This is a genomic window from Allobrachymonas wangyanguii (assembly GCF_045055315.1).
Lineage (GTDB): Bacteria > Pseudomonadota > Gammaproteobacteria > Burkholderiales > Burkholderiaceae_C > Brachymonas > Brachymonas wangyanguii.
In genome coordinates, this window is the sequence record NZ_CP173677.1 from 1931606 (window position 1) to 1950618 (window position 19013).

General features: G+C 63.1%; 17 protein-coding genes. 11 read left to right on the top strand and 6 right to left on the bottom strand.

Annotated elements, in window-relative coordinates; translation table 11 throughout:
- Positions 1-132 precede the first annotated feature (132 nt).
- The 11 genes from sdhC to leuB all read left to right on the top strand — a co-directional run bounded on the left by sdhC (position 133) and on the right by leuB (position 9847).
- The gene (gene sdhC, locus ACI3EV_RS09380; RefSeq protein ID WP_329771263.1) at positions 133-573 is read left to right on the top strand and encodes a succinate dehydrogenase, cytochrome b556 subunit; all 441 of its coding nucleotides are present in this window, start codon (positions 133-135) and stop codon (positions 571-573) included.
- A 24-nt stretch (positions 574-597) separates the two neighbouring features.
- The gene (gene sdhD, locus ACI3EV_RS09385) at positions 598-969 is read left to right on the top strand and encodes a succinate dehydrogenase, hydrophobic membrane anchor protein (protein ID WP_329771264.1); all 372 of its coding nucleotides are present in this window, start codon (positions 598-600) and stop codon (positions 967-969) included.
- A gap of 3 nt (positions 970-972) precedes the next feature.
- Positions 973-2787 (top strand): succinate dehydrogenase flavoprotein subunit, encoded by a 1815-nt coding sequence (gene sdhA / locus ACI3EV_RS09390; protein ID WP_337690365.1) that lies wholly within the window; start codon positions 973-975, stop codon positions 2785-2787.
- A 41-nt stretch (positions 2788-2828) separates the two neighbouring features.
- Positions 2829-3533 (top strand): succinate dehydrogenase iron-sulfur subunit, encoded by a 705-nt coding sequence (locus ACI3EV_RS09395; protein WP_018715162.1) that lies wholly within the window; start codon positions 2829-2831, stop codon positions 3531-3533.
- Between the two features lie 12 nt (positions 3534-3545).
- Positions 3546-3827 (top strand): succinate dehydrogenase assembly factor 2, encoded by a 282-nt coding sequence (locus tag ACI3EV_RS09400; protein WP_329771267.1) that lies wholly within the window; start codon positions 3546-3548, stop codon positions 3825-3827.
- 69 nt (positions 3828-3896) lie between these two features.
- Positions 3897-5207, top strand: coding sequence for a citrate synthase (locus ACI3EV_RS09405; RefSeq protein ID WP_329771268.1), 1311 nt, complete (start codon positions 3897-3899; stop codon positions 5205-5207).
- 200 nt (positions 5208-5407) lie between these two features.
- On the top strand, positions 5408-6340 hold the full coding sequence (locus ACI3EV_RS09410; RefSeq protein WP_337690361.1) for a LysR family transcriptional regulator: 933 nt from the start codon (positions 5408-5410) through the stop codon (positions 6338-6340).
- Between the two features lie 29 nt (positions 6341-6369).
- Positions 6370-7821 carry a 3-isopropylmalate dehydratase large subunit gene (gene leuC / locus ACI3EV_RS09415; RefSeq protein WP_337690359.1) on the top strand — a complete coding sequence of 484 codons (1452 nt, stop codon included), beginning with the start codon at positions 6370-6372 and terminating at the stop codon, positions 7819-7821.
- Between the two features lie 43 nt (positions 7822-7864).
- Positions 7865-7993 (top strand): entericidin A/B family lipoprotein, encoded by a 129-nt coding sequence (locus ACI3EV_RS09420; RefSeq protein ID WP_329771271.1) that lies wholly within the window; start codon positions 7865-7867, stop codon positions 7991-7993.
- Between the two features lie 59 nt (positions 7994-8052).
- On the top strand, positions 8053-8703 hold the full coding sequence (gene leuD, locus ACI3EV_RS09425; RefSeq protein WP_337690356.1) for a 3-isopropylmalate dehydratase small subunit: 651 nt from the start codon (positions 8053-8055) through the stop codon (positions 8701-8703).
- A gap of 76 nt (positions 8704-8779) precedes the next feature.
- The gene (gene leuB / locus ACI3EV_RS09430) at positions 8780-9847 is read left to right on the top strand and encodes a 3-isopropylmalate dehydrogenase (protein ID WP_337690354.1); all 1068 of its coding nucleotides are present in this window, start codon (positions 8780-8782) and stop codon (positions 9845-9847) included.
- A gap of 78 nt (positions 9848-9925) precedes the next feature.
- Here leuB and ACI3EV_RS09435 read toward each other — a convergent pair whose 3' ends face one another.
- From ACI3EV_RS09435 to ACI3EV_RS09460, 6 genes are all read right to left on the bottom strand, one after another.
- A complete protein-coding gene (locus ACI3EV_RS09435) occupies positions 9926-11302 on the bottom strand; it encodes an L-serine ammonia-lyase (protein WP_337690352.1) in 1377 nt (458 codons plus the stop codon).
- A 12-nt stretch (positions 11303-11314) separates the two neighbouring features.
- A complete protein-coding gene (locus ACI3EV_RS09440; protein WP_337690350.1) occupies positions 11315-12202 on the bottom strand; it encodes a DMT family transporter in 888 nt (295 codons plus the stop codon).
- Positions 12203-12599: 397 nt separating this feature from the next.
- Positions 12600-13325 carry a hypothetical protein gene (locus ACI3EV_RS09445; RefSeq protein WP_329771276.1) on the bottom strand — a complete coding sequence of 242 codons (726 nt, stop codon included), beginning with the start codon at positions 13323-13325 and terminating at the stop codon, positions 12600-12602.
- A complete protein-coding gene (gene pglZ / locus ACI3EV_RS09450; RefSeq protein WP_337690347.1) occupies positions 13322-15337 on the bottom strand; it encodes a BREX-3 system phosphatase PglZ in 2016 nt (671 codons plus the stop codon). The genes ACI3EV_RS09445 and pglZ overlap by 4 nt, the downstream gene beginning before the upstream one ends.
- Positions 15334-18168 (bottom strand): helicase-related protein, encoded by a 2835-nt coding sequence (locus tag ACI3EV_RS09455; protein WP_337690345.1) that lies wholly within the window; start codon positions 18166-18168, stop codon positions 15334-15336. The genes pglZ and ACI3EV_RS09455 overlap by 4 nt, the downstream gene beginning before the upstream one ends.
- Before the next feature lie 190 nt (positions 18169-18358).
- Positions 18359-19012, bottom strand: coding sequence for a DUF4276 family protein (locus tag ACI3EV_RS09460; RefSeq protein ID WP_270932598.1), 654 nt, complete (start codon positions 19010-19012; stop codon positions 18359-18361).
- Between the last annotated feature and the right edge of the window lies 1 nt (position 19013).

A 19013-nucleotide genomic window follows, 5' to 3' on the forward strand; every position in this document is an offset into this window, starting at 1 on the left:
CGGTTACCCCTCATATCGTGAACTATTGCAGCTAAAATCGACGCCGCTCTTGTAACGATATTTGTCACACGTGACGCGATGCCTCGTGTCGTGTGCGGCTGTTTCGCTTTCTTGACTCTCACAAGGCTGATCATGTCTACTACCAACAAATCCTCCCAGCGCCCCGAGTTCCGCAACATCGGTCTCTCGGACCTGATTCCCATTGCCCTGCGCATGCCCATCGCGGCCAAGGTCTCCATCCTGCACCGCATCAGCGGCATGCTGATGTTCCTGCTGCTGCCCTTCATCGTCTGGCTGTTCGACAAGTCGGTCAGCTCGCAGGTCTCCTGGGAGCGCTTCACCGGCCTGTTCAACGGCAGCCTCGGCATGCCTGGCTGGTTCTACAAGCTGATCGGCCTGCTGCTGATCTGGTCCTTCCTGCACCACCTGATCGCCGGCCTGCGCCATATCTACATGGACTTCTGCCACTCCGCCGTGAACAAGCAGTTTGGCCGTTCTTCCGCCATCTTCACGCTGGTGCTGAGCCTGGGCCTGACCGTGCTGCTGGGCGCCAAGCTGTTCGGCCTGTTCTGATTTCAAAGCTAAAGAGGTAAACCCATGTCTGCTGTCAACTATGGTTCCAAGCGTCGCGCAGGCGGTGCTGCCCACTACGGTACGGGTGACTGGATCGTGCAACGCGGTTCCGCCATCATCATGGCCATCTTCACGATCGCCCTGCTGCTGTCCGTCATCTTCACCTCCGGCCCGCTGGGCTACGAGGCCTGGTCCGGCATCTTCTCCGCTACCTGGATGAAGTTCCTGACCTTCATCACCGTGATCTCCATCTGCTGGCACGCCTGGATCGGCGTCCGCAACGTGTTCATGGATTACATCAAGCCGGTCAGCATCCGCCTGGCCCTGCAACTGTTCGCCGCCGCGTGGCTGATTGGCTCCGCTGGCTGGGCTGCCCAAGTTCTGTGGAGACTGTAAACAATGACTTCGATTACCCAATCCCTGCCGCGCCGCAAGTATGACGTCGTGATCGTGGGCGCCGGTGGTTCCGGCATGCGTGCATCCCTGCAACTGGCCCGCGCCGGCCTGAGCGTTGCCGTACTGACCAAGGTGTTCCCCACCCGCTCCCACACCGTGGCGGCACAGGGCGGCGTCAGCGCCTCGCTGGGCAACATGAACCCCGACAGCTGGCAAGACCACTTCTACGACACCATCAAGGGCTCCGACTGGCTGGGCGACCAGGACGCCATCGAGTTCATGTGCCGTGAAGCACCCAACGTCGTGTACGAGCTGGAACACTTCGGCATGCCGTTCGACCGCAACCCGGACGGCACCATCTACCAGCGCCCCTTCGGTGGCCACACGGTAGACGCCGGCGACGGCCACCGCAAGCTGGTGGAGCGCGCCTGCGCGGCTGCCGACCGTACCGGCCACGCCATGCTGCACACGCTGTATCAGCAGAACGTGTCGGCCCGCACCCAGTTCTTCGTCGAATGGATGGCACTGGACCTGGTGCGCGACGCCAGCGGCGACGTGGTGGGCGTGACCGCCATGGAAATGGAGACCGGCGAGGTCTTCATGCTGGAAGCCAAGACCACCATGCTGGCCACCGGCGGTGCCGGCCGCATTTTTGCCGCTTCCACCAACGCCTTCATCAACACCGGTGACGGTCTGGGCATGGCTGCCCGCGCCGGCATCGCGCTGCAGGACATGGAGTTCTGGCAGTTCCACCCGACCGGCGTGGCCGGAGCCGGCGTGCTGCTGACCGAAGGCTGCCGCGGCGAGGGCGCCTACCTGGTGAACAGCGAAGGCGAGCGCTTCATGGAGCGTTATGCCCCCGAATACAAGGACCTGGCACCGCGTGACTTCGTGTCCCGCTGCATGGACCAGGAAATCAAGGAAGGCCGTGGCTGCGGTCCCAACAAGGACCACATCCTGCTGAACTTCTCCTACCTGGGTGCCGACAAGATCCACCAGCGTCTGCCCTCCGTGTATGAAATTGGCGTCAACTTCGCCAACGTCGACATCACCAAGGAGCCGATCCCGGTGGTGCCCACCATCCACTACCAGATGGGCGGCATCCCCACCACCATCAACGGCCAGGTGGTCGAGCACGTGAATGGCGAAGACCGCGTCATCAACGGCCTGTACGCCGTGGGCGAGTGCTCCTGCGTGAGCGTGCACGGCGCCAACCGCCTGGGCACCAACTCCCTGCTGGACCTGCTGGTGTTCGGCAAGGCTGCCGGCAACCACATCATCAAGTACAACAGCGAGAACAAGACGCACAAGGATCTGCCGGCCAACGCCAGCGACTTCACCCGTGCCCGTCTGGACAAGCTGAACAACAACCCGAACGGCGAGTACGCCCAGGATATCGCCAACGACATCCGCAACGCGATGCAGCAGCACGCTGGCGTGTTCCGCACGCAAGCCGGCATGGACGAAGGCGTGACCAAGATCGCCGCGATCCGCGAGCGCGTGGCCAACGTCGGCCTGAAGGACAACTCCCAGGTGTTCAACATGGCACGCCAGGAAGCCCTGGAAGTGGCAAACCTGATCGAAGTGGCCCAGGCCACCATGGTGTCTGCCGCTGCCCGTCACGAGTGCCGTGGCGCCCACACCGTCTACGACTACGAGCATCCGGCCGATCACCCGACCGCCCCGCTGGGCCGTGACGATGTCAACTGGATGAAGCACACCCAGTGGCACAGCGCTACCAACAGCCTGAGCTACAAGCCGGTGCGTACCAAGCCCCTGACGGTTGAAACCGTGCCGCCGCGCGTCCGTACCTTCTGATCCGGCAGCTGCGCCAACGACAACCGATTTGGAGTTATCTCATGCAAAAACGTACTTTCAAGATCTACCGCTACGATCCGGACAAGGATGCCAAGCCCTATATGCAGACCATCGAGCTGGAGCTCGAAGGCCATGAGCGCATGCTGCTGGACGCCCTGGTCAAGCTGAAGGCCGTGGATCCCAGCCTGTCCTTCCGTCGTTCCTGCCGTGAAGGCGTGTGCGGCTCGGACGCCATGAACATCAACGGCAAGAACGGCCTGGCCTGCCTGACCAACCTGCGCAGCCTGAAGGACCCGATCGTCCTGAAGCCGCTGCCGGGCCTGCCGGTGATCCGTGACCTGATTGTGGACATGACCATGTTCTTCAACCAGTACCACTCGATCAAGCCGTACCTGATCAACGACACGCCGCCGCCCCAGAAGGAGCGCCTGCAGAGCCCCGAAGAGCGCGAAGAGCTCAACGGCCTGTACGAGTGCATCCTGTGCGCGAGCTGCTCCACCAGCTGCCCGAGCTTCTGGTGGAACCCCGACAAGTTCGTGGGTCCGGCCGGCCTGCTGCAGGCGTACCGCTTCCTGGCCGACAGCCGCGACCAAGCCACCAGCGAACGTCTCGACAACCTGGAAGACCCCTACCGCCTGTTCCGCTGCTACTCCATCATGAACTGTGTGGATGTTTGCCCGAAGGGCTTGAATCCGACCAAGGCCATTGGCAAAATCAAGGAGTTGATGGTCCGTCGTACCGTCTGATCGGATTGGCCGATGGACGAACTCGACGACCGCCTCACTCCGGTTGAATACAGCAAGTTGCGCTGGCGCTGCCGGCGCGGCCTGCTGGAGAATGACCTGTTCATCGAGCGCTATCTGGACAAGTACGGAAGCGCCATGACAGTCAGGGAAGCCAGGGCGATGTACGCCCTGATGGACCTGGCGGACAACGATCTGCTGGATCTGATGCTGCGACGCAAGGAACCCACTGCACCGCTGGATACGCCCGATGTGCTGTCCCTGCTGGAGCGCATGCGAACCCCCAGATCCTCTTAACAAAAGTGCCGGTGTACTCCACCGGCTCTTTTCCAAGTCAACACGATTACTACACCAGGAGATTCCCACATGAAACTCGCCGACAACCAGGCCACGCTGTCCTTCAGCAACGGCAACCCCAGCATCGAACTGCCCATCTACCACGGCAACATCGGTCCGGACGTCATCGACATCCGCAAGCTGTATGGCCAGACTGGCATGTTCACCTACGATCCGGGTTTCCTGTCCACGGCCTCCTGCCAGTCCGCCATCACCTACATCGACGGTGACAAGGGCGAGCTGCTGTACCGCGGCTACCCGATCGAGCAGCTGGCCGAGAAGTGCGATTTCCTGGACACCTGCTACCTGCTGCTGAAGGGCGACCTGCCGGAAGCACAACAGCGTGAAGACTTCCACAAGATGGTGCTGAGCCACACCATGGTGAACGAGCAGATGCAGTTCTTCCTGCGTGGTTTCCGCCGTGACGCGCACCCGATGGCCGTGCTGACCGGCCTGGTGGGCGCCATGTCCGCCTTCTACCACGAGAGCACCGACATCCACAACCCGGTGCACCGCGACATCGCTGCCACCCAGCTGATCGCCAAGATGCCGACGCTGGTCGCCATGGCCTACAAGTACGGCAAGGGCGAGCCCTACATGTACCCGCAGAACAACCTGAGCTATGCCGGCAACTTCCTGCGCATGATGTTCGGTACGCCCTGCGAAGAGTACAAGGTCAACCCGGTGATCGAGAAGGCGCTGGACCGCATCTTCATCCTGCACGCTGACCACGAGCAGAACGCTTCCACTTCTACCGTGCGCCTGTGCGGTTCTTCCGGCACCAACCCGTTTGCAGCCATCGCTGCCGGTGTAGCCTGCCTGTGGGGCCCCGCTCACGGTGGCGCCAACGAAGCCTGCCTGAACATGCTGGAAGACATCCAGAAGATGGGCGGCGTGGCCAAGGTGGGCGAGTTCATGGAGCAGGTCAAGGACAAGAACTCCGGCGTGCGCCTGATGGGCTTTGGTCACCGCGTGTACAAGAACTACGACCCGCGCGCCAAGCTGATGCAGGAAACCTGCAACGAAGTGCTGGCCGAGCTGGGCCTGGAAAAGGATCCGCTGTTCGCCCTGGCCAAGGAGCTGGAGCGCATCGCCCTGGAAGACGACTACTTCGTCCAGCGCAAGCTGTACCCGAACGTGGACTTCTACTCCGGCATCGTGCAGCGCGCGATCGGTATCCCGGTCAACCTGTTCACCGGCATCTTCGCGCTGGCCCGTACCGTGGGCTGGATCGCGCAGCTGAACGAGATGATCAGCGATCCGGAATACAAGATTGGCCGTCCGCGCCAGCTGTACACCGGCTCTCCGCGCCGCGACGTGCCGGACAGCTTCAAGCGCTGATCCGCCAGCCGTCCTGTGCGACACGGGGCAGTCTGACTGCCCCTGCCACGGCACCCGCCCTGCTCCGGCACGGCGGGTTTTTTGTGCCTGCGCTGCTCGTGAATCAGCAGGCTAGCCATCGCGCGTAGAGATGGGTAAACGTGGAAACTCATGAGAAAATGCCATATCCCCTCTTGAACCACGATGCTCAACCTGTTTTCATGGCTCCCGATCGCAATCTTGCCCGTCATGTCGACTTGACCTCGCTGCAGCTGTTCGTCAGCGTCTGCGAGCTGGGCAGTATCGGCCGTGCGGCAGAGCGCGAGTTCATTGCGGCTTCGGCGGTGAGCAAGCGCATGAGCGATCTGGAGGCGATCTTCCGCACGCCCTTGCTGGAGCGCCATGCGCGTGGCGTAACGCTGACGGCAGCCGGTGAAAGCCTGCTGCACCACGCGCGCGCGCTGATCTACGGCCTGGACAAGATGCAGGCCGAGCTGGGCGAGTATGCCGAAGGCGTGCGCGGCCATGTGCGGGTGCATGCGAGCATTTCGGCGATCGTGCAGTTTCTGCCGGAAGACCTGGGCAGTTTTGCACGCACCCACGAACACATCAAGATTGATCTGGAAGAACACCTGAGCAACGAGGTGGCGCGTGCGGTGCAGGAAGGCGCGGCCGATCTGGGCATCTGCTATCTGGCGCTGGAACACCAGGGGCTGCAGACACGCCCCTACCGCCAGGACCAGCTGGTGCTGATCACGCCGCAGCAGCATCCGCTGGCGCAGCAGGAGAGCATCGACTATGCCGATGCCCTGCCCTACGACCAGGTTGGCCTGCACAGCAACAGCTCGATCAACCGCGCCATGCGCCAAGCCGCGCTGCGCGCGGGCCAGAGCATCCGGCTGCGCATCCGCGTCACCGGGCTGGATGCGATGTGCCGCATGATCGACAATGGACTGGGCGTGGGCATCATGCCGCGTCGCGCCTTTGAACTGCTGCACGGAGCCGGCCAGCTGGCCTGCATTCCGCTGCGCGATCCCTGGGCGCAGCGCCAGCTGCAACTGGTGGCGCGCGATTTTTCTACCCTGCCGCAGCCGGCCCGGCTGCTGGTGGAGCACCTGACGACAGCCAGCCCGCAACGGCCCGCTGCCGCGTAAAATTTCCCTGTATAGCGAGAAGGAAGACCATGGCACAAACCCTGTACGACAAACTCTGGGACGAGCACAGCGTCCATACCGAAGACGATGGCACCACGGTGCTCTACATCGACCGCCATCTGGTGCACGAAGTGACCAGCCCGCAGGCGTTCGAGGGCCTGCGCGTAGCCGGCCGCAAGCTCTGGCGAATCAACTCGGTGGTGGCCACGGCCGACCACAACACGCCCACTACCGGCTGGGAGCTGGGCTATGACGGCATCACCGATCCGACCAGCAAGGAACAGGTCACGACGCTGGACGCCAACATCCAGGAATTTGGTGCTGGCGCCTACTTCCCCTTCCTGAACCAGCGCCAGGGCATCGTGCACGTGATGGGCCCGGAGAACGGCGCCACCCTGCCCGGCATGACGGTGGTCTGCGGTGACAGCCATACCAGCACGCACGGTGCCTTTGGTGCGCTGGCGCACGGCATCGGCACCAGCGAGGTCGAGCACGTGATGGCGACACAGACGCTGCTGGCCAAGAAGGCCAAGAACATGCTGGTCAAGGTCGAAGGCGAGCTGCAGCCTGGCGTGTCCGCCAAGGATGTGGCGCTGGCCATCATCGGCGCCATCGGCACCGCTGGCGGTACCGGCTACACCATCGAGTTTGGTGGCAGCTCGATCCGCGGCCTGAGCATGGAAGGCCGCATGACGCTGTGCAATATGGCGATCGAGGCCGGTGCGCGCGCCGGCATGGTGGCAGTGGACGAGAAGACCATCGAGTACGTCAAGGGCCGTCCGTTTGCTCCGGGCACTGATCCCGAAACCGGCGCCTTTGTCGGCGGCGAGGAATGGGACGAGGCCGTGGCCTACTGGAACACGCTGAAGTCCGATGACGGTGCCCAGTTTGACCGCGTGGTCGAGCTGGATGGCAGTGCCATCGAGCCGCAGGTGACCTGGGGCACCAGCCCCGAGATGGTGCTGGGCGTGACCGCCCGCGTGCCGAACCCGGCGCAGGAAAGCGATGCCAGCAAGCGTGCCGCGATGGAGCGTGCGCTGGTCTACATGGACCTGCAGGCCGACACGCCGATCAACGAGATCGCCGTGGACAAGGTGTTCATCGGCAGCTGCACCAACAGCCGCATCGAGGACATGCGTGCCGCCGCTGCCATGGTGCAGAAGCTGGGCAAGCAAGTGGCCGCCAACGTCAAGCTGGCGCTGGTGGTGCCGGGCTCTGGCCTGGTGAAGGCGCAAGCCGAGCAGGAAGGCCTGCACCAGATCTTTATCGATGCCGGTTTTGAATGGCGCGAACCGGGCTGCAGCATGTGCCTGGCAATGAACGCCGATCGTCTGGAGCCGGGCGAACGCTGCGCCAGCACCAGTAACCGCAACTTTGAAGGCCGCCAGGGTGCTGGTGGCCGCACGCACCTCGTCAGCCCGGCCATGGCCGCGGCGGCCGCGGTTCACGGGCATTTCGTGGATGTCCGTGCTTTTGCATGAACGGCCTGAACCGCCGTTGACTTTCCCCCAGAAGGAGAATCCCATGAAGAAAATCACCGCTATCTGTGCTGTCCTGGCCGCCATGCTGACGCTGAGCGCCTGCAACACTGTCCAGGGCATTGGCCAGGACGTGAAGGCCACTGGCAGCGCCATCGAACGCGCCGCCAACTAAGACTGCAACCCCGCCTTCCGGCTGCGGCCGGAAGGCGCTTCTTCCCCTACACGATTACCATGCAAAAGTTCACCATCCACCAGGGCCTGGTGGCCCCGCTCGACCGCGAGAACGTCGATACCGACGCCATCATCCCGAAGCAGTTCCTGAAGTCCATCCGCCGCACCGGCTTTGGCCCCAACCTGTTTGACGAATGGCGCTACCTGGACAAGGGCGAGCCCGGCAAGCCCGAGTCTGCCCGCCAGCCCAACCCCGACTTCGTGCTGAACCAGCCGCGCTACCAGGGCGCCAGCGTGCTGCTGACGCGCAGCAACTTTGGCTGCGGCTCCAGCCGCGAGCACGCGCCGTGGGCGCTGGAGCAGTACGGCTTCCGCGCTATCCTGGCACCCAGCTTTGCCGACATCTTCTTCAACAACTGCTTCAAGAACGGCCTGCTGCCGATCGTGCTGCCCGAAGCCGTGATCGACACGCTGTTCCAGGAAGTGGCTGCCACCGAAGGCTACCAGCTGACGGTGGACCTGCCGCGCCAGGTGGTCGTCAAGCCGAACGGCGAGGAGATCCCGTTCGAGGTGCAACCGTTCCGCAAGGAATGCCTGCTGAACGGCTGGGACGATATCGGCCTGACGCTGCGCCACGTGGACAAGATCAAGGCCTATGAAGAAAAGCGCCTGAACGCCAAGCCCTGGCTGACCAAGGCACGCGCCATCTGATTCCGCACCCGGCAGACTCTCCTGCCAGCCCTGCCCGCCGGGCGGGGCTTTTCCCATTCAACAGGACATACCCATCATGAAAATCGCCATTCTTCCCGGTGACGGCATCGGTCACGAAATCATTGCAGAAGCGGTCAAGGTGCTGAACGCACTGGAGCTGGATCTGGAGCTGGAATACGCCGACGTCGGCGGTACCGCCTACGACAAGCACGGCCATCCGCTGCCCGAGCACACGCTGAACCTGGCGCTGTCCGCCGACGCCGTGCTGTTTGGTGCCGTGGGCGACTGGAAATACGACAAGCTGGAACGCCATCTGCGCCCAGAACAAGCGATCCTGGGCCTGCGCAAGGCACTCGGCCTGTACGCCAACTTCCGCCCGGCGATCTGCTACAAGGAGCTGGTCAACGCGTCCAGCCTGAAACCCGAGCTGGTGGCTGGCCTGGACATCCTGCTGATCCGCGAGTTGACCGGTGACATCTACTTTGGCACGCCGCGTGGCCGCCGCACCGCCGAAGACGGCCATTTCCCCGGCACCGAGGAAGCCTTCGACACGATGCGCTACAGCCGCCCGGAAATCGAGCGCATTGCCCACACCGCCTTCCAGGCCGCGCAAAAGCGCAGCAAGCGCCTGACCAGCGTGGACAAGAACAACGTGCTGGAAACCTCGCAGCTGTGGAAAGACGTGGTGGTGGAAGTCGCCAAGGAGTACCCGGACGTGGAGCTGGACCACATGCTGGTGGACAACGCCGCGATGCAGCTGGTGAAGGCACCGAAGAAGTTTGACGTGGTGGTGACCGGCAACATGTTCGGCGATATCCTGTCCGACGAGGCGGCGATGCTGACTGGCTCCATCGGCATGCTGCCCTCGGCCAGCCTCAACGACAAGAACCAGGGCCTGTACGAGCCCAGCCACGGCAGCGCGCCGGACATTGCCGGCCAGGGCATTGCCAACCCGCTGGCGACGATCCTGAGTGCCGCCATGATGCTGCGCTTCTCGCTGAACCAGGAAGCGGCTGCTACGCGCATCGAGGCGGCGGTGCAGAAGGTGCTGGAGCAGGGTCTGCGTACCGTTGATATCTGGTCCGAAGGCACGACCAAGGTCAGCACCGCCGAGATGGGCGATGCTGTGGTGGCTGCGCTGTAAACCGGCGTCAGCTCCTGCCTGACCCACAGGGCGCGCAGCTTCGGCGGCGCGCCTTTTTGCTGTCTTTGCCAGGCGCTGTCAGCACTCCACCTGCCGCAACGAATAGACGACGGCGAGGCCGCCGAGCGAGGTTTCCTTGTAGCGACTTTGCATGTCGCGCCCGGTTTCGCGCATGGTGGTGATGGCCTGGTCCAGGCTGACCAGGTGCACGCCGGTGCCGAGCAGCGACATGGAGCAGGCATTGATGGCCTTGACCGCGCCCATGGCGTTGCGCTCGATGCAGGGCACTTGCACCAGGCCGGCGATTGGATCGCAGGTCATGCCCAGATGGTGCTCGAGCGCGATTTCTGCGGCGTTTTCGATACGCGCATTGCTGGCGCCCATGGCGGCGGCCAGCCCGGCAGCCGCCATCGCTGCGGCGGAGCCGACTTCTCCCTGGCAACCGACTTCCGCGCCCGAGATGGAGGCGTTGCGCTTGCACAGCCCGCCCACCGCAGCGGCAACCAGGAAGTAGCGCTGGATGCCCTCCTCGCTGTGGCCGTGGCGCTCGATCAAGTAGCGCAAGACTGCCGGCACGACGCCGGCCGCGCCATTGGTGGGCGCGGTGACGACGCGGCCGCCAGAGGCGTTTTCCTCATTCACGGCGATGGCCCAGGCGCTGACCCAGCTCATCGCCGATTCCGCCGCGGCCAGTGGCGCAGCGGTCAGGCGATCGGCCATGCCACGCGCGCGGCGCGGCACGTCCAGGCCGCCGGGCAGCACGCCCTCGGCGCGCATGCCGCGTGCCACGCAATCGAGCATCAGATCGGCAATGCGGCGGATGAAGGCGATGGTGTTGTCGCGGCCATGCAGCGCGGATTCGTTGGCCATGAGCAGATCGCTGATCGGCAGCTGCTCCTGCTCGGCCAGGGCAAGCAGCTCCTGCATGGTGCTGAAGGGGTATGGCACCTCGACCTCGGCGCCGCGGGCGGAGCCGACGAAGTGCTCATCGGCATCGACGACGAAGCCGCCACCGATAGAGTAGAGCTCGCGCTCGGCCAGCAGCGCGCCCTGCCCGTCCCAGAGACGGAAGCGCATGCCATTGGTGTGCAGCGGCAGTTCGTCCACGAAGTTGAAGACCAGGTCGCGTTCGCGCTCGAAGTGCACCTCCTGCGTGCCCATGAGGATAATGCGCTGCTCCTGCTCGATGGCCTGGATGCGGCTGGCGATGCTGCCGGTATCGACATCATCCGGAATCTCTCCGCACAGGCCCATGAGCACGGCACGATCGGTGCCGTGGCCGACGCCGGTGTGGGCCAGCGAACCAAACAGCTCAACCTGGACACGCGCTGCCTGCGCCAGCAGACCGTCCGGCAGCTCCAGCAGAAAACGCCGAGCGGCGCGCATCGGGCCAACAGTATGCGAGCTGCTGGGGCCGATACCGATCTTGAACATGTCTTGCAGGCTGATGTACATGCGCTGTGTCCTTTAGCGGGAGCCGGAGCGCGTGCCAACCACGGCGGCGCCCACAATCAGCAGTGTAGCCAGAGCGATGCGGATCGTGAACGGCTGGCCGCTTGTCACTAGCAGCAGCATGGTGGACAGCAGCGGCGTGAGGAAGGCCAGCAGGCCGACGGTACGCGCGTCGGTACGCTTGAGCGCCGCGTCCCAGACGAAGAAGGCACCACCGGCCGGGCCGATGCCGAGCGCGGCGACCAGCAGCCAGTCCTGCGTGCCGAGCGCGATGGCGGGCTCGAACAGCGCATGCATGATGAGCGAGAGGATGCCGGCACCAAGGCAGAAGCTGCCAATGGCGGCGGTGCGGAATGGCGGCACGCGCTGGCATAGCAGCGAATAGCTGGACCAGGTGAATGCCGCTGCCAGCGCCAGGCCATAGCCGATCCAGCGTTGCGGGAAGGCATCCGCCGCCGCGCTGGACTGGCCACCATCCAGCAAGGCCAGCACGGCCCCTGCAAAGCCGACCAGCGCCGCCGCGATGTGCTGCCAGCGCCAGTGCAGGCCGCGCAGGTAGAGCGGCGCCAGCACCACCATGCCCAGCGGCCACAGGTAGTTGATCAGGTTGGCCTGCAGCGGCGGTGCATAGTGGAAGGCCGCAAACAGCATGGCATGGTAGCCAAATAGCCCGAGCACGCCGATGACCAAGGTGCCGGGCGGCACTTTCCAGTGCGACCACTGCCCGCGTGACAGCGGCACCGCGACCAGGCTGCCAACCAGCAGGCCGATGCCGGTGAGCAGGAACGGCGGCACATGGCGCAGGCTGACGCCGAGGGCGGCGAGGCTGCTCCAGAGCAGGATGGCGGTGAGGGCGAAGAGGATGCCGGTGTGGGTCTGGGTGTGAGACAGGCGGGTGGACATCTGGGAGGCCGCTGGACTGGATGTGCAAGTGTTGGGAGAGACGTCATCATAGGGGCAGCAATACCCGGATGGCTCATGCCAAAGCCACCTGCCTCAAGACGCAGGCGGCTCGTCCCAGGACCTGGCTCGCGCGACGATTTCCATCGCGTAGGCGATGAATCCCGGATCTTGAGTCTCGAGCGCGCCTGTCATGAACACGTCGATAGCTTCATCAGATTGCAGGTGTTGTGCGGGGTCGAATGGGGTCAATTTTTCATGCATTACTTGCCTCACCACGACAGGCGCAAGGTCTCAACGTTGTAGGCGGAAGGCAAGTTTTAGCAGAAATTATGAGACTTCAATAATTTACAAGACACTGACCGTGTTCACATCTATGCGGAGGTTGCACATCTTTCTTTCATGCCTCACTAGCCTTCAAGGCCACCAGTTGGTTACTCGGTCCTTCAGTCCGCAGCATCAGGTTTGCGCTGTTCGACACCACGTAGGCCAGGGGCCGCGTCAAGTTGAACGGGAACAGCACGGGCAGCGACTGCAGACTCGGGACGGAGACGGGCTTGCCGGCGTATCGGACAGCAGCTTCGATCAGCCAAGCAGTGAGCGCATCGTTGTCGATGCTCGTCTGTGGCAAGCGAATGACGCGCTTGCCTTTCTCGACCCGCTCCACGGCGCCCCAGCTCGCCTGGCTCTGGATGACCATGTTGGTCATGCGCCGAGTGCCTTCGCGCTCTCCGTAGGTTTCGCTCATCCGGCGATGCACTTCGGCCGACGCGCAATCCCCCTGGATCGCGGATAGCCGGCCCACCAGCTCGGCCACCTTGCCAAAGAACGGGTACGTCGCCACGGACATGCCCCAACACAACGCGGCGACCGGAATGTCCGGCTGCGTCTTGTGGATGGCCACGCCACGATCCGCGTAGTCGACCAGCTCGGCGCGGGGCTCCAGCCACAGCCGGTTCAATACGGTGCGTGTTTTCTTCTTGGCTTCCGCGCCAAGTCCGGCTGCATCGAGCAGTGCATTCAGATCATCTAGTCCAGCCGCGCCAGCACGAACATTCAGCGCCGCAGCCGCCCAATCAAGCTGAATGAACCGATCAAAGCCTATTTTTGGGGCTGATGAATTCATTCGGTACCAATCACATAACTGACTTTCACAAAGGGCACGATCAACTCTTCGATCGACACCCCGCCGTGGACCACCACCTGCTCGCCCTCCGGCACAAAGGCGGTTCGTCCGCCTGCGAATAGGGGCATGAAGTTCGCGGGTAGTCCAGCGATGTCCAACCTCACTGTGGTGGGATAGGCCGCAGCGGAATCGGCCAGCAATGGCTCACTCCGGTAGACCCGCACGCGCTCGCCGCGCGTCTCGGCAATCACGCCCTGGCTGGGCCTGCCGACGCCGGTGGACTCCACGTTGCCGTGGTCCGCCGTGAGATAGATGTGGTATCCCTTGTCCAGTAATAACGAGAACAGCCGGTCGACGAAACCGGTCGTCAACCAGTTCCCGATCCACATCGCCACGTCCTTCTTCGATCGCTCCTTGTGGAGCCGATCGTCCACCTCATCAATGACCAGGCCCACCACTTTCGGGCGCCGGTCGATCAAATCCGCTTCCAGTGCGTCGAGCTGATGGGTCTGACGCAGCGCACGTCGATACATCACCTCATTCGGATTGACGCCTTCGTTCTGCCAGAACGTCTTCCACAAGGATTCCTCCTTGTCCGTTCGGTCGATGGAGTCGTCGAACTCACGCGGCTTCAGACCCGAGAACAGCGCCTGACGCGACACCGATGTCACGGTCGGCAGCCATGCGAACGCGGTTCCCTCGTCGAACGCGAAACGTTTCGTGGTGGCGATCAGGCGCTCGCGGATCTGCACCCACTGGTCGAAGGCCAGCCCGTCGAAAACCAGCAAGGCCAGCTTGGTTTCCCCGGCGGATCGCCGATGCCGCAAGAAGCGCGGCACGTGGTGCACCATCACCGGGCCTTTGGTCACCGGCTGCAGGATCAGGTCGGCGTAATGCTTGGCTGCGACCCAGGCTCGCAGATGCTCGTCTGATTGGGCCTGCAAGGTCTTGATCCGCTCTCGAATCACCGGCAGGTGTTCGCTGCCTTCCGTGCCTGGCAGACCATGCGTGCGGGCCAGAATCTCACCGTAGCGTTTGGCGAACTCACTCCAGTCCTTGTGCGAAGAGGCCGCTGTTGGGGTCGTCTCGATCAGGCCATCGATGCCTTTGAGCACCAAAGCCTGCAACGCCGCCGGGTCCTGGACAATTCCCGCCTTGATCCAGCTCGGCATCCCCGCCGGAACGCTGTGCACCGCCAACGGATGCAAGCTGCCGTCGAGAAACATGGAATCGACCAGCACCTGCACATCGGAGTGATCGAATGGGATATCGAGCTTGGCGATGTAATCGGGTGGCGGCGGTTCGCCAGTGCGGGTTCCGTCCAGCCCCTGGGTCTTCAGATAGCGGTACCACGCATCCTGCACCACGCGCAGCAGCGTGCTCTTGGATGCCAGCCATGTGGCGACGGGCAGATCCGTGAACAGCCCCTTGCCCTGAATAATGCCTGACGCGTGCCGGGCGAACAGCGGTGGCAACGAGCGGTTGGCAAAGTGCATCCGAAGCAGCTCGCGCCAGAAGTCCACTGGGTTGCGAATGGATCTCGGCGCCAATTGGTAGACGTGTTCGAGGATGAAGTCCTTCGACTCGTTCTCGCCCCTGGCCGACTGCAGCTCGGTCTGATGGGCATGAAACAGCCCGGCAAAGTGCTCCGGCTCGACTTGCTGTACCGCGCTGTAAGCCAGCTTCGGAAATAGCTCCGCAAGGCTGAGCCGGACCACACGACCGTGATGCACGATGTCCCACGGCAAGACATTCGCATCGGCGCTGCGCAGATGCAGAACCAGCGAGGGCGCTGGCCCCGCCTCACCGCGATCCCATGCTGCGCGGTAACGCTCCTCATATTCCGCGCGGAAGGCAAATGGGTCCTCGTACAGCATCAGCTCGAAGCCCCGACCGCGCAGCTCGGTCAACAGCCTCTCGTCGAGCAACACATCATCAGGGTCGCACGCCACCCAGAGTCGGGTGAGATCGGCCGTGAAGTGGCTGAGAATGCGTTCTGACCACTGGCTCATCCCACCTGTCCTCCGGGCATCACATCGCCGGAGACGCGCACCATCATCACGGCATTCAAATCCGGCACGCTGGCCTCCATGTCTTCCAGGGCGGCCATGCGTGCATCGTGTTCCTGCTGCAGTCGCTTGCGCCGGTGCTCACGCACGGCGGGCAGGCCGATTCGCCCAATGGCCTGGCCTCGGGCTTCGAAGGCATACACCGCACGCTCGCGTTCTTCCTTCAGCCGGGCACGGTGCTCGTTCAGCAGCTCGGTGAAGATCCGTTCGCCTTGGGCGCTGGCGGCCACATGGGATGCCTCGAACCACTTCACCGACTCCTCGGCGCCGGTCACGGCATGAACATCTACGGTCTCGGTCAGCAGCAGGTCCCACACGCGCTTGGCAGTGGGTACGAAGGGGCGACCTTCCTCGTTGACGAACACCGGCAGGAAGCGCTTCCGGCTCAAGCCTTCCGCCGCCAGGCTGATCTCCCACAGCGACCAGATGCCGCGCACCGAATCCGGCAAGCCGGTCACCCGGATTACCGGCAGTGGCTGGCCGGCAACAAAGCGCGGCAGCTCGCTGATCACAGCGCGGGCGCGCGGGTCTTCCATCGTGACCCATTCCAACTCTGGGTTCTCATCCGCCGTGCGGGCGTCAAAGCAAGCCTGAGCCGACTCGCTGCCGTCTGCCCATTTCACTCGCCATGCATTGCCCATCTTGGTCGCCGATCCACCCCGAGCAGCCAACCCACTGGTGATGGCACGCTCCAACCAGAACTGCGCCGGATGGTCACGCCACTTACGGGCATCGTCGGCATCCAGATCGTGTTCGGTGGTGAGCAGGTCGCTATTCTTCTTTGACTCCGCCAGCGTGGAGCGCAGTTGCGACACCACGGCATCGCACTCCTGCTCAATGGCGTCCGGGTTCTGCAGGCCATGCACGAACAGTTCGTCGAAGATCGGATCGGCCTCGACCGAATCCATCACGTCGGCCGCCTTGTCTACGCCGAACTCTTGCGCGATGACCTCGAGCTTTTCCTCCAGCACCTGGCGCACGCGATGTTCGACGGTGTCTTCAAGCACGAAGTTGATCGCACGCACCACATGCTTCTGTCCGATACGGTCTACCCGGCCAATGCGCTGTTCGATCCGCATCGGGTTCCACGGCATGTCGAAGTTGACGATGACGTGGCAGAACTGCAGGTTCAGACCTTCACCACCGGCATCCGTCGAAATCAGCACGCGCACATCCTTGGAGAACGCCTGCTGCGCACGGGTGCGGCTTTCCAGATCCATGCTGCCGTTGAGCGTCGTTACCGAGAAGCCACGGCTCTCCAGGTAGTCGGCCAGCATCGCTTGGGTGGGCACGAACTCGGTGAAGATCAGCACCTTCAGCGCCGGGTCGCCTTCCTCTTGCTGCAGCTTGTAGATCAGCTCCAGCAGCGCCTCGGCTTTGGCGTCCGTACCGGCGGCCTCGGTTTCGCGCGCCAGTTCCAGCAGCATCTCGACTTCGGACTTTTCCATCTCCCAGCCACTGGACTGCATAGCCAGATCCACCTGTGACTGGCCGTCGAGGTCGGCCCATTCGTCGGTACTGGTGTTCTCGAATAGATTCGCCTGCGGCTGCGGCGCATCGAGCAGGGCCTGACGCTTCTCCAGCGTCGCGCGGATGGCTGCCGTGCTGGATGTGACCAGCCGCTGCATCAGGATCATCAAGAAACCGATATGGCGCTGCTTGGCAGCCAATGCCTGGTTGTAGCCGTGGCGCACATAGTCGGTCACTGCCTCGTATAGGCGTTGCTGTGCGCCATGTCGCGCCTGCCAGGCCACTGCCTGCAGCCGGGTGACACGTGGCTTGAACAGCGGCTGACCTTCGGCGTTGATCGATGCGCGCTTCTCGGTGCGGATCACGAAGGGCCGCACCCGGTCGCGGCTGACGCTGCCTTCGTCCGGAAAGGCTTCCCGGTCGAGCAACTGCATCAGGCGCATGAACTGGTCGGTCTTTCCCTGGTGCGGCGTGGCCGACAACAGCAAGAGATAGGGCGAGGCCTCCGCCAGCGCGGCGCCCAGCTTGTAGCGGGCCACCTGCTCGTTGCTACCACCCATGCGGTGCGCCTCGTCGATGATGACCAGATCCCACGATGCCGAAATCAGGTCCTCGAAGCGCTCGCGGTTGTAGCTGTTCAGTTGCTCCAGGCTCCAACCACGCCGACCCTCCATCGGCTTCACTGAGTCCAGCGAGCAGATCACCTGGTCGTGCATGCGCCAAAGGTTCTCCTCCTCGCCCGCGCCGCCGCTGCGCCACTGGCGGAAGGCCGCCAGCTCGGACGGTTCGATGAACTGAAATGCCTCACCAAAGTGCAGGCGCATTTCCGCCTGCCACTGGCGCACAAGCCCCTTGGGCGCCACCACAAGAATGCGCTTCACCCGGCCACGCAATTTCAATTCGCGCAGCACCAAACCGGCCTCGATGGTCTTGCCCAGGCCCACCTCGTCGGCCAGCAGGTAACGGATGCGATCGCGGCTCACCGCGCGGTTCAACGCGTAGAGCTGGTGCGGCAGCGGCACCACGCTGGACTGGATCGGTGCCAGCAGCAGGTTGTCTTCCAGCGCATCCAGCAGCTTGGCTGCCGCCGTGGTGTGCAGAATCTGCTCCACGCTCGGCCGCACGCTTTCCAGCGAAGCCAAGTCCAGCGCTCGGGCACGCACCACGGCGTCCTTGGCGGGCAGCCACACGCGGTAGGCTACTTCACCCCACACATCCTGCCGCTCGATCACCCGGCACGGCGACGCCTGCCGGGTGAACCAGCACCAATCACCAATAGAAAAGCTGCGCTCGGTTTGCTTCATTAACCCACCCACTGCACCCAGGTGGCAGCATCGTGTTTACCGATCATCCGAGCCAAAAACGCTTGTTGCTCAGCACTGAGTCCCGACTTAGGCCCAACTTGGTCCCAACCTGGGCCCGGCTCGATCCTTGGCCTGAGCGTACCTGTCCCGGTGTCGTTGATGTGCGGCAGCAGGCTGCCCAGTTTCATGTTCAAACGCCCTCCGCAACCAATCGGCGCAGTCCATCGCGCAGCTTGCCAAAGCTCGGTGAAACATTACGATTTGGCTCCAACAAAGGCCCTATCTTTTCCGCCCACTCGCATTTGATCTGCCCTGGTAACGGCCAGCCTGCTTTTTTGATGGCAGCAGAACCGCCTGGATGAATAGCATCAGCCAGGAGTTCCCATGTATCGCACACGCTGTCCTGCACATAGCGGCCCAACACATCGACCCTGACGCGTGGATAGGCTGCCTGTAACGCTTGTTGGTCGCCCAAGTACCAGGCCTCCACCTCCTCGATGGCCAGCCGGAACATCGTGTTTGGTGCCGGATTGCACGCCGCCACCAGCACTTTGAGTTCGGCCAGGAACTCCGCACAGTTGCGTTGATCCGAGTCCACCACCACGACCACGGCATCAATGCCTGGTGTCTTTCCGTAGCCGCGCAAAGCCGATGGCAACCGATCAAGCAATATCCTTTTGTTTGCGTCGGTACCCGGTTTCAAGTTCTTTGGGATGCGACCGATACCCTTGTATGAATGCACCCGCCAAGTATGTGGATTGCCTTGCTCACCAAGCAACTTGGGCAGTACAGCTTCCAGCAGCTTCTCGCCGGAAGCATCTTCCACCAGTATCTCGATATGCATG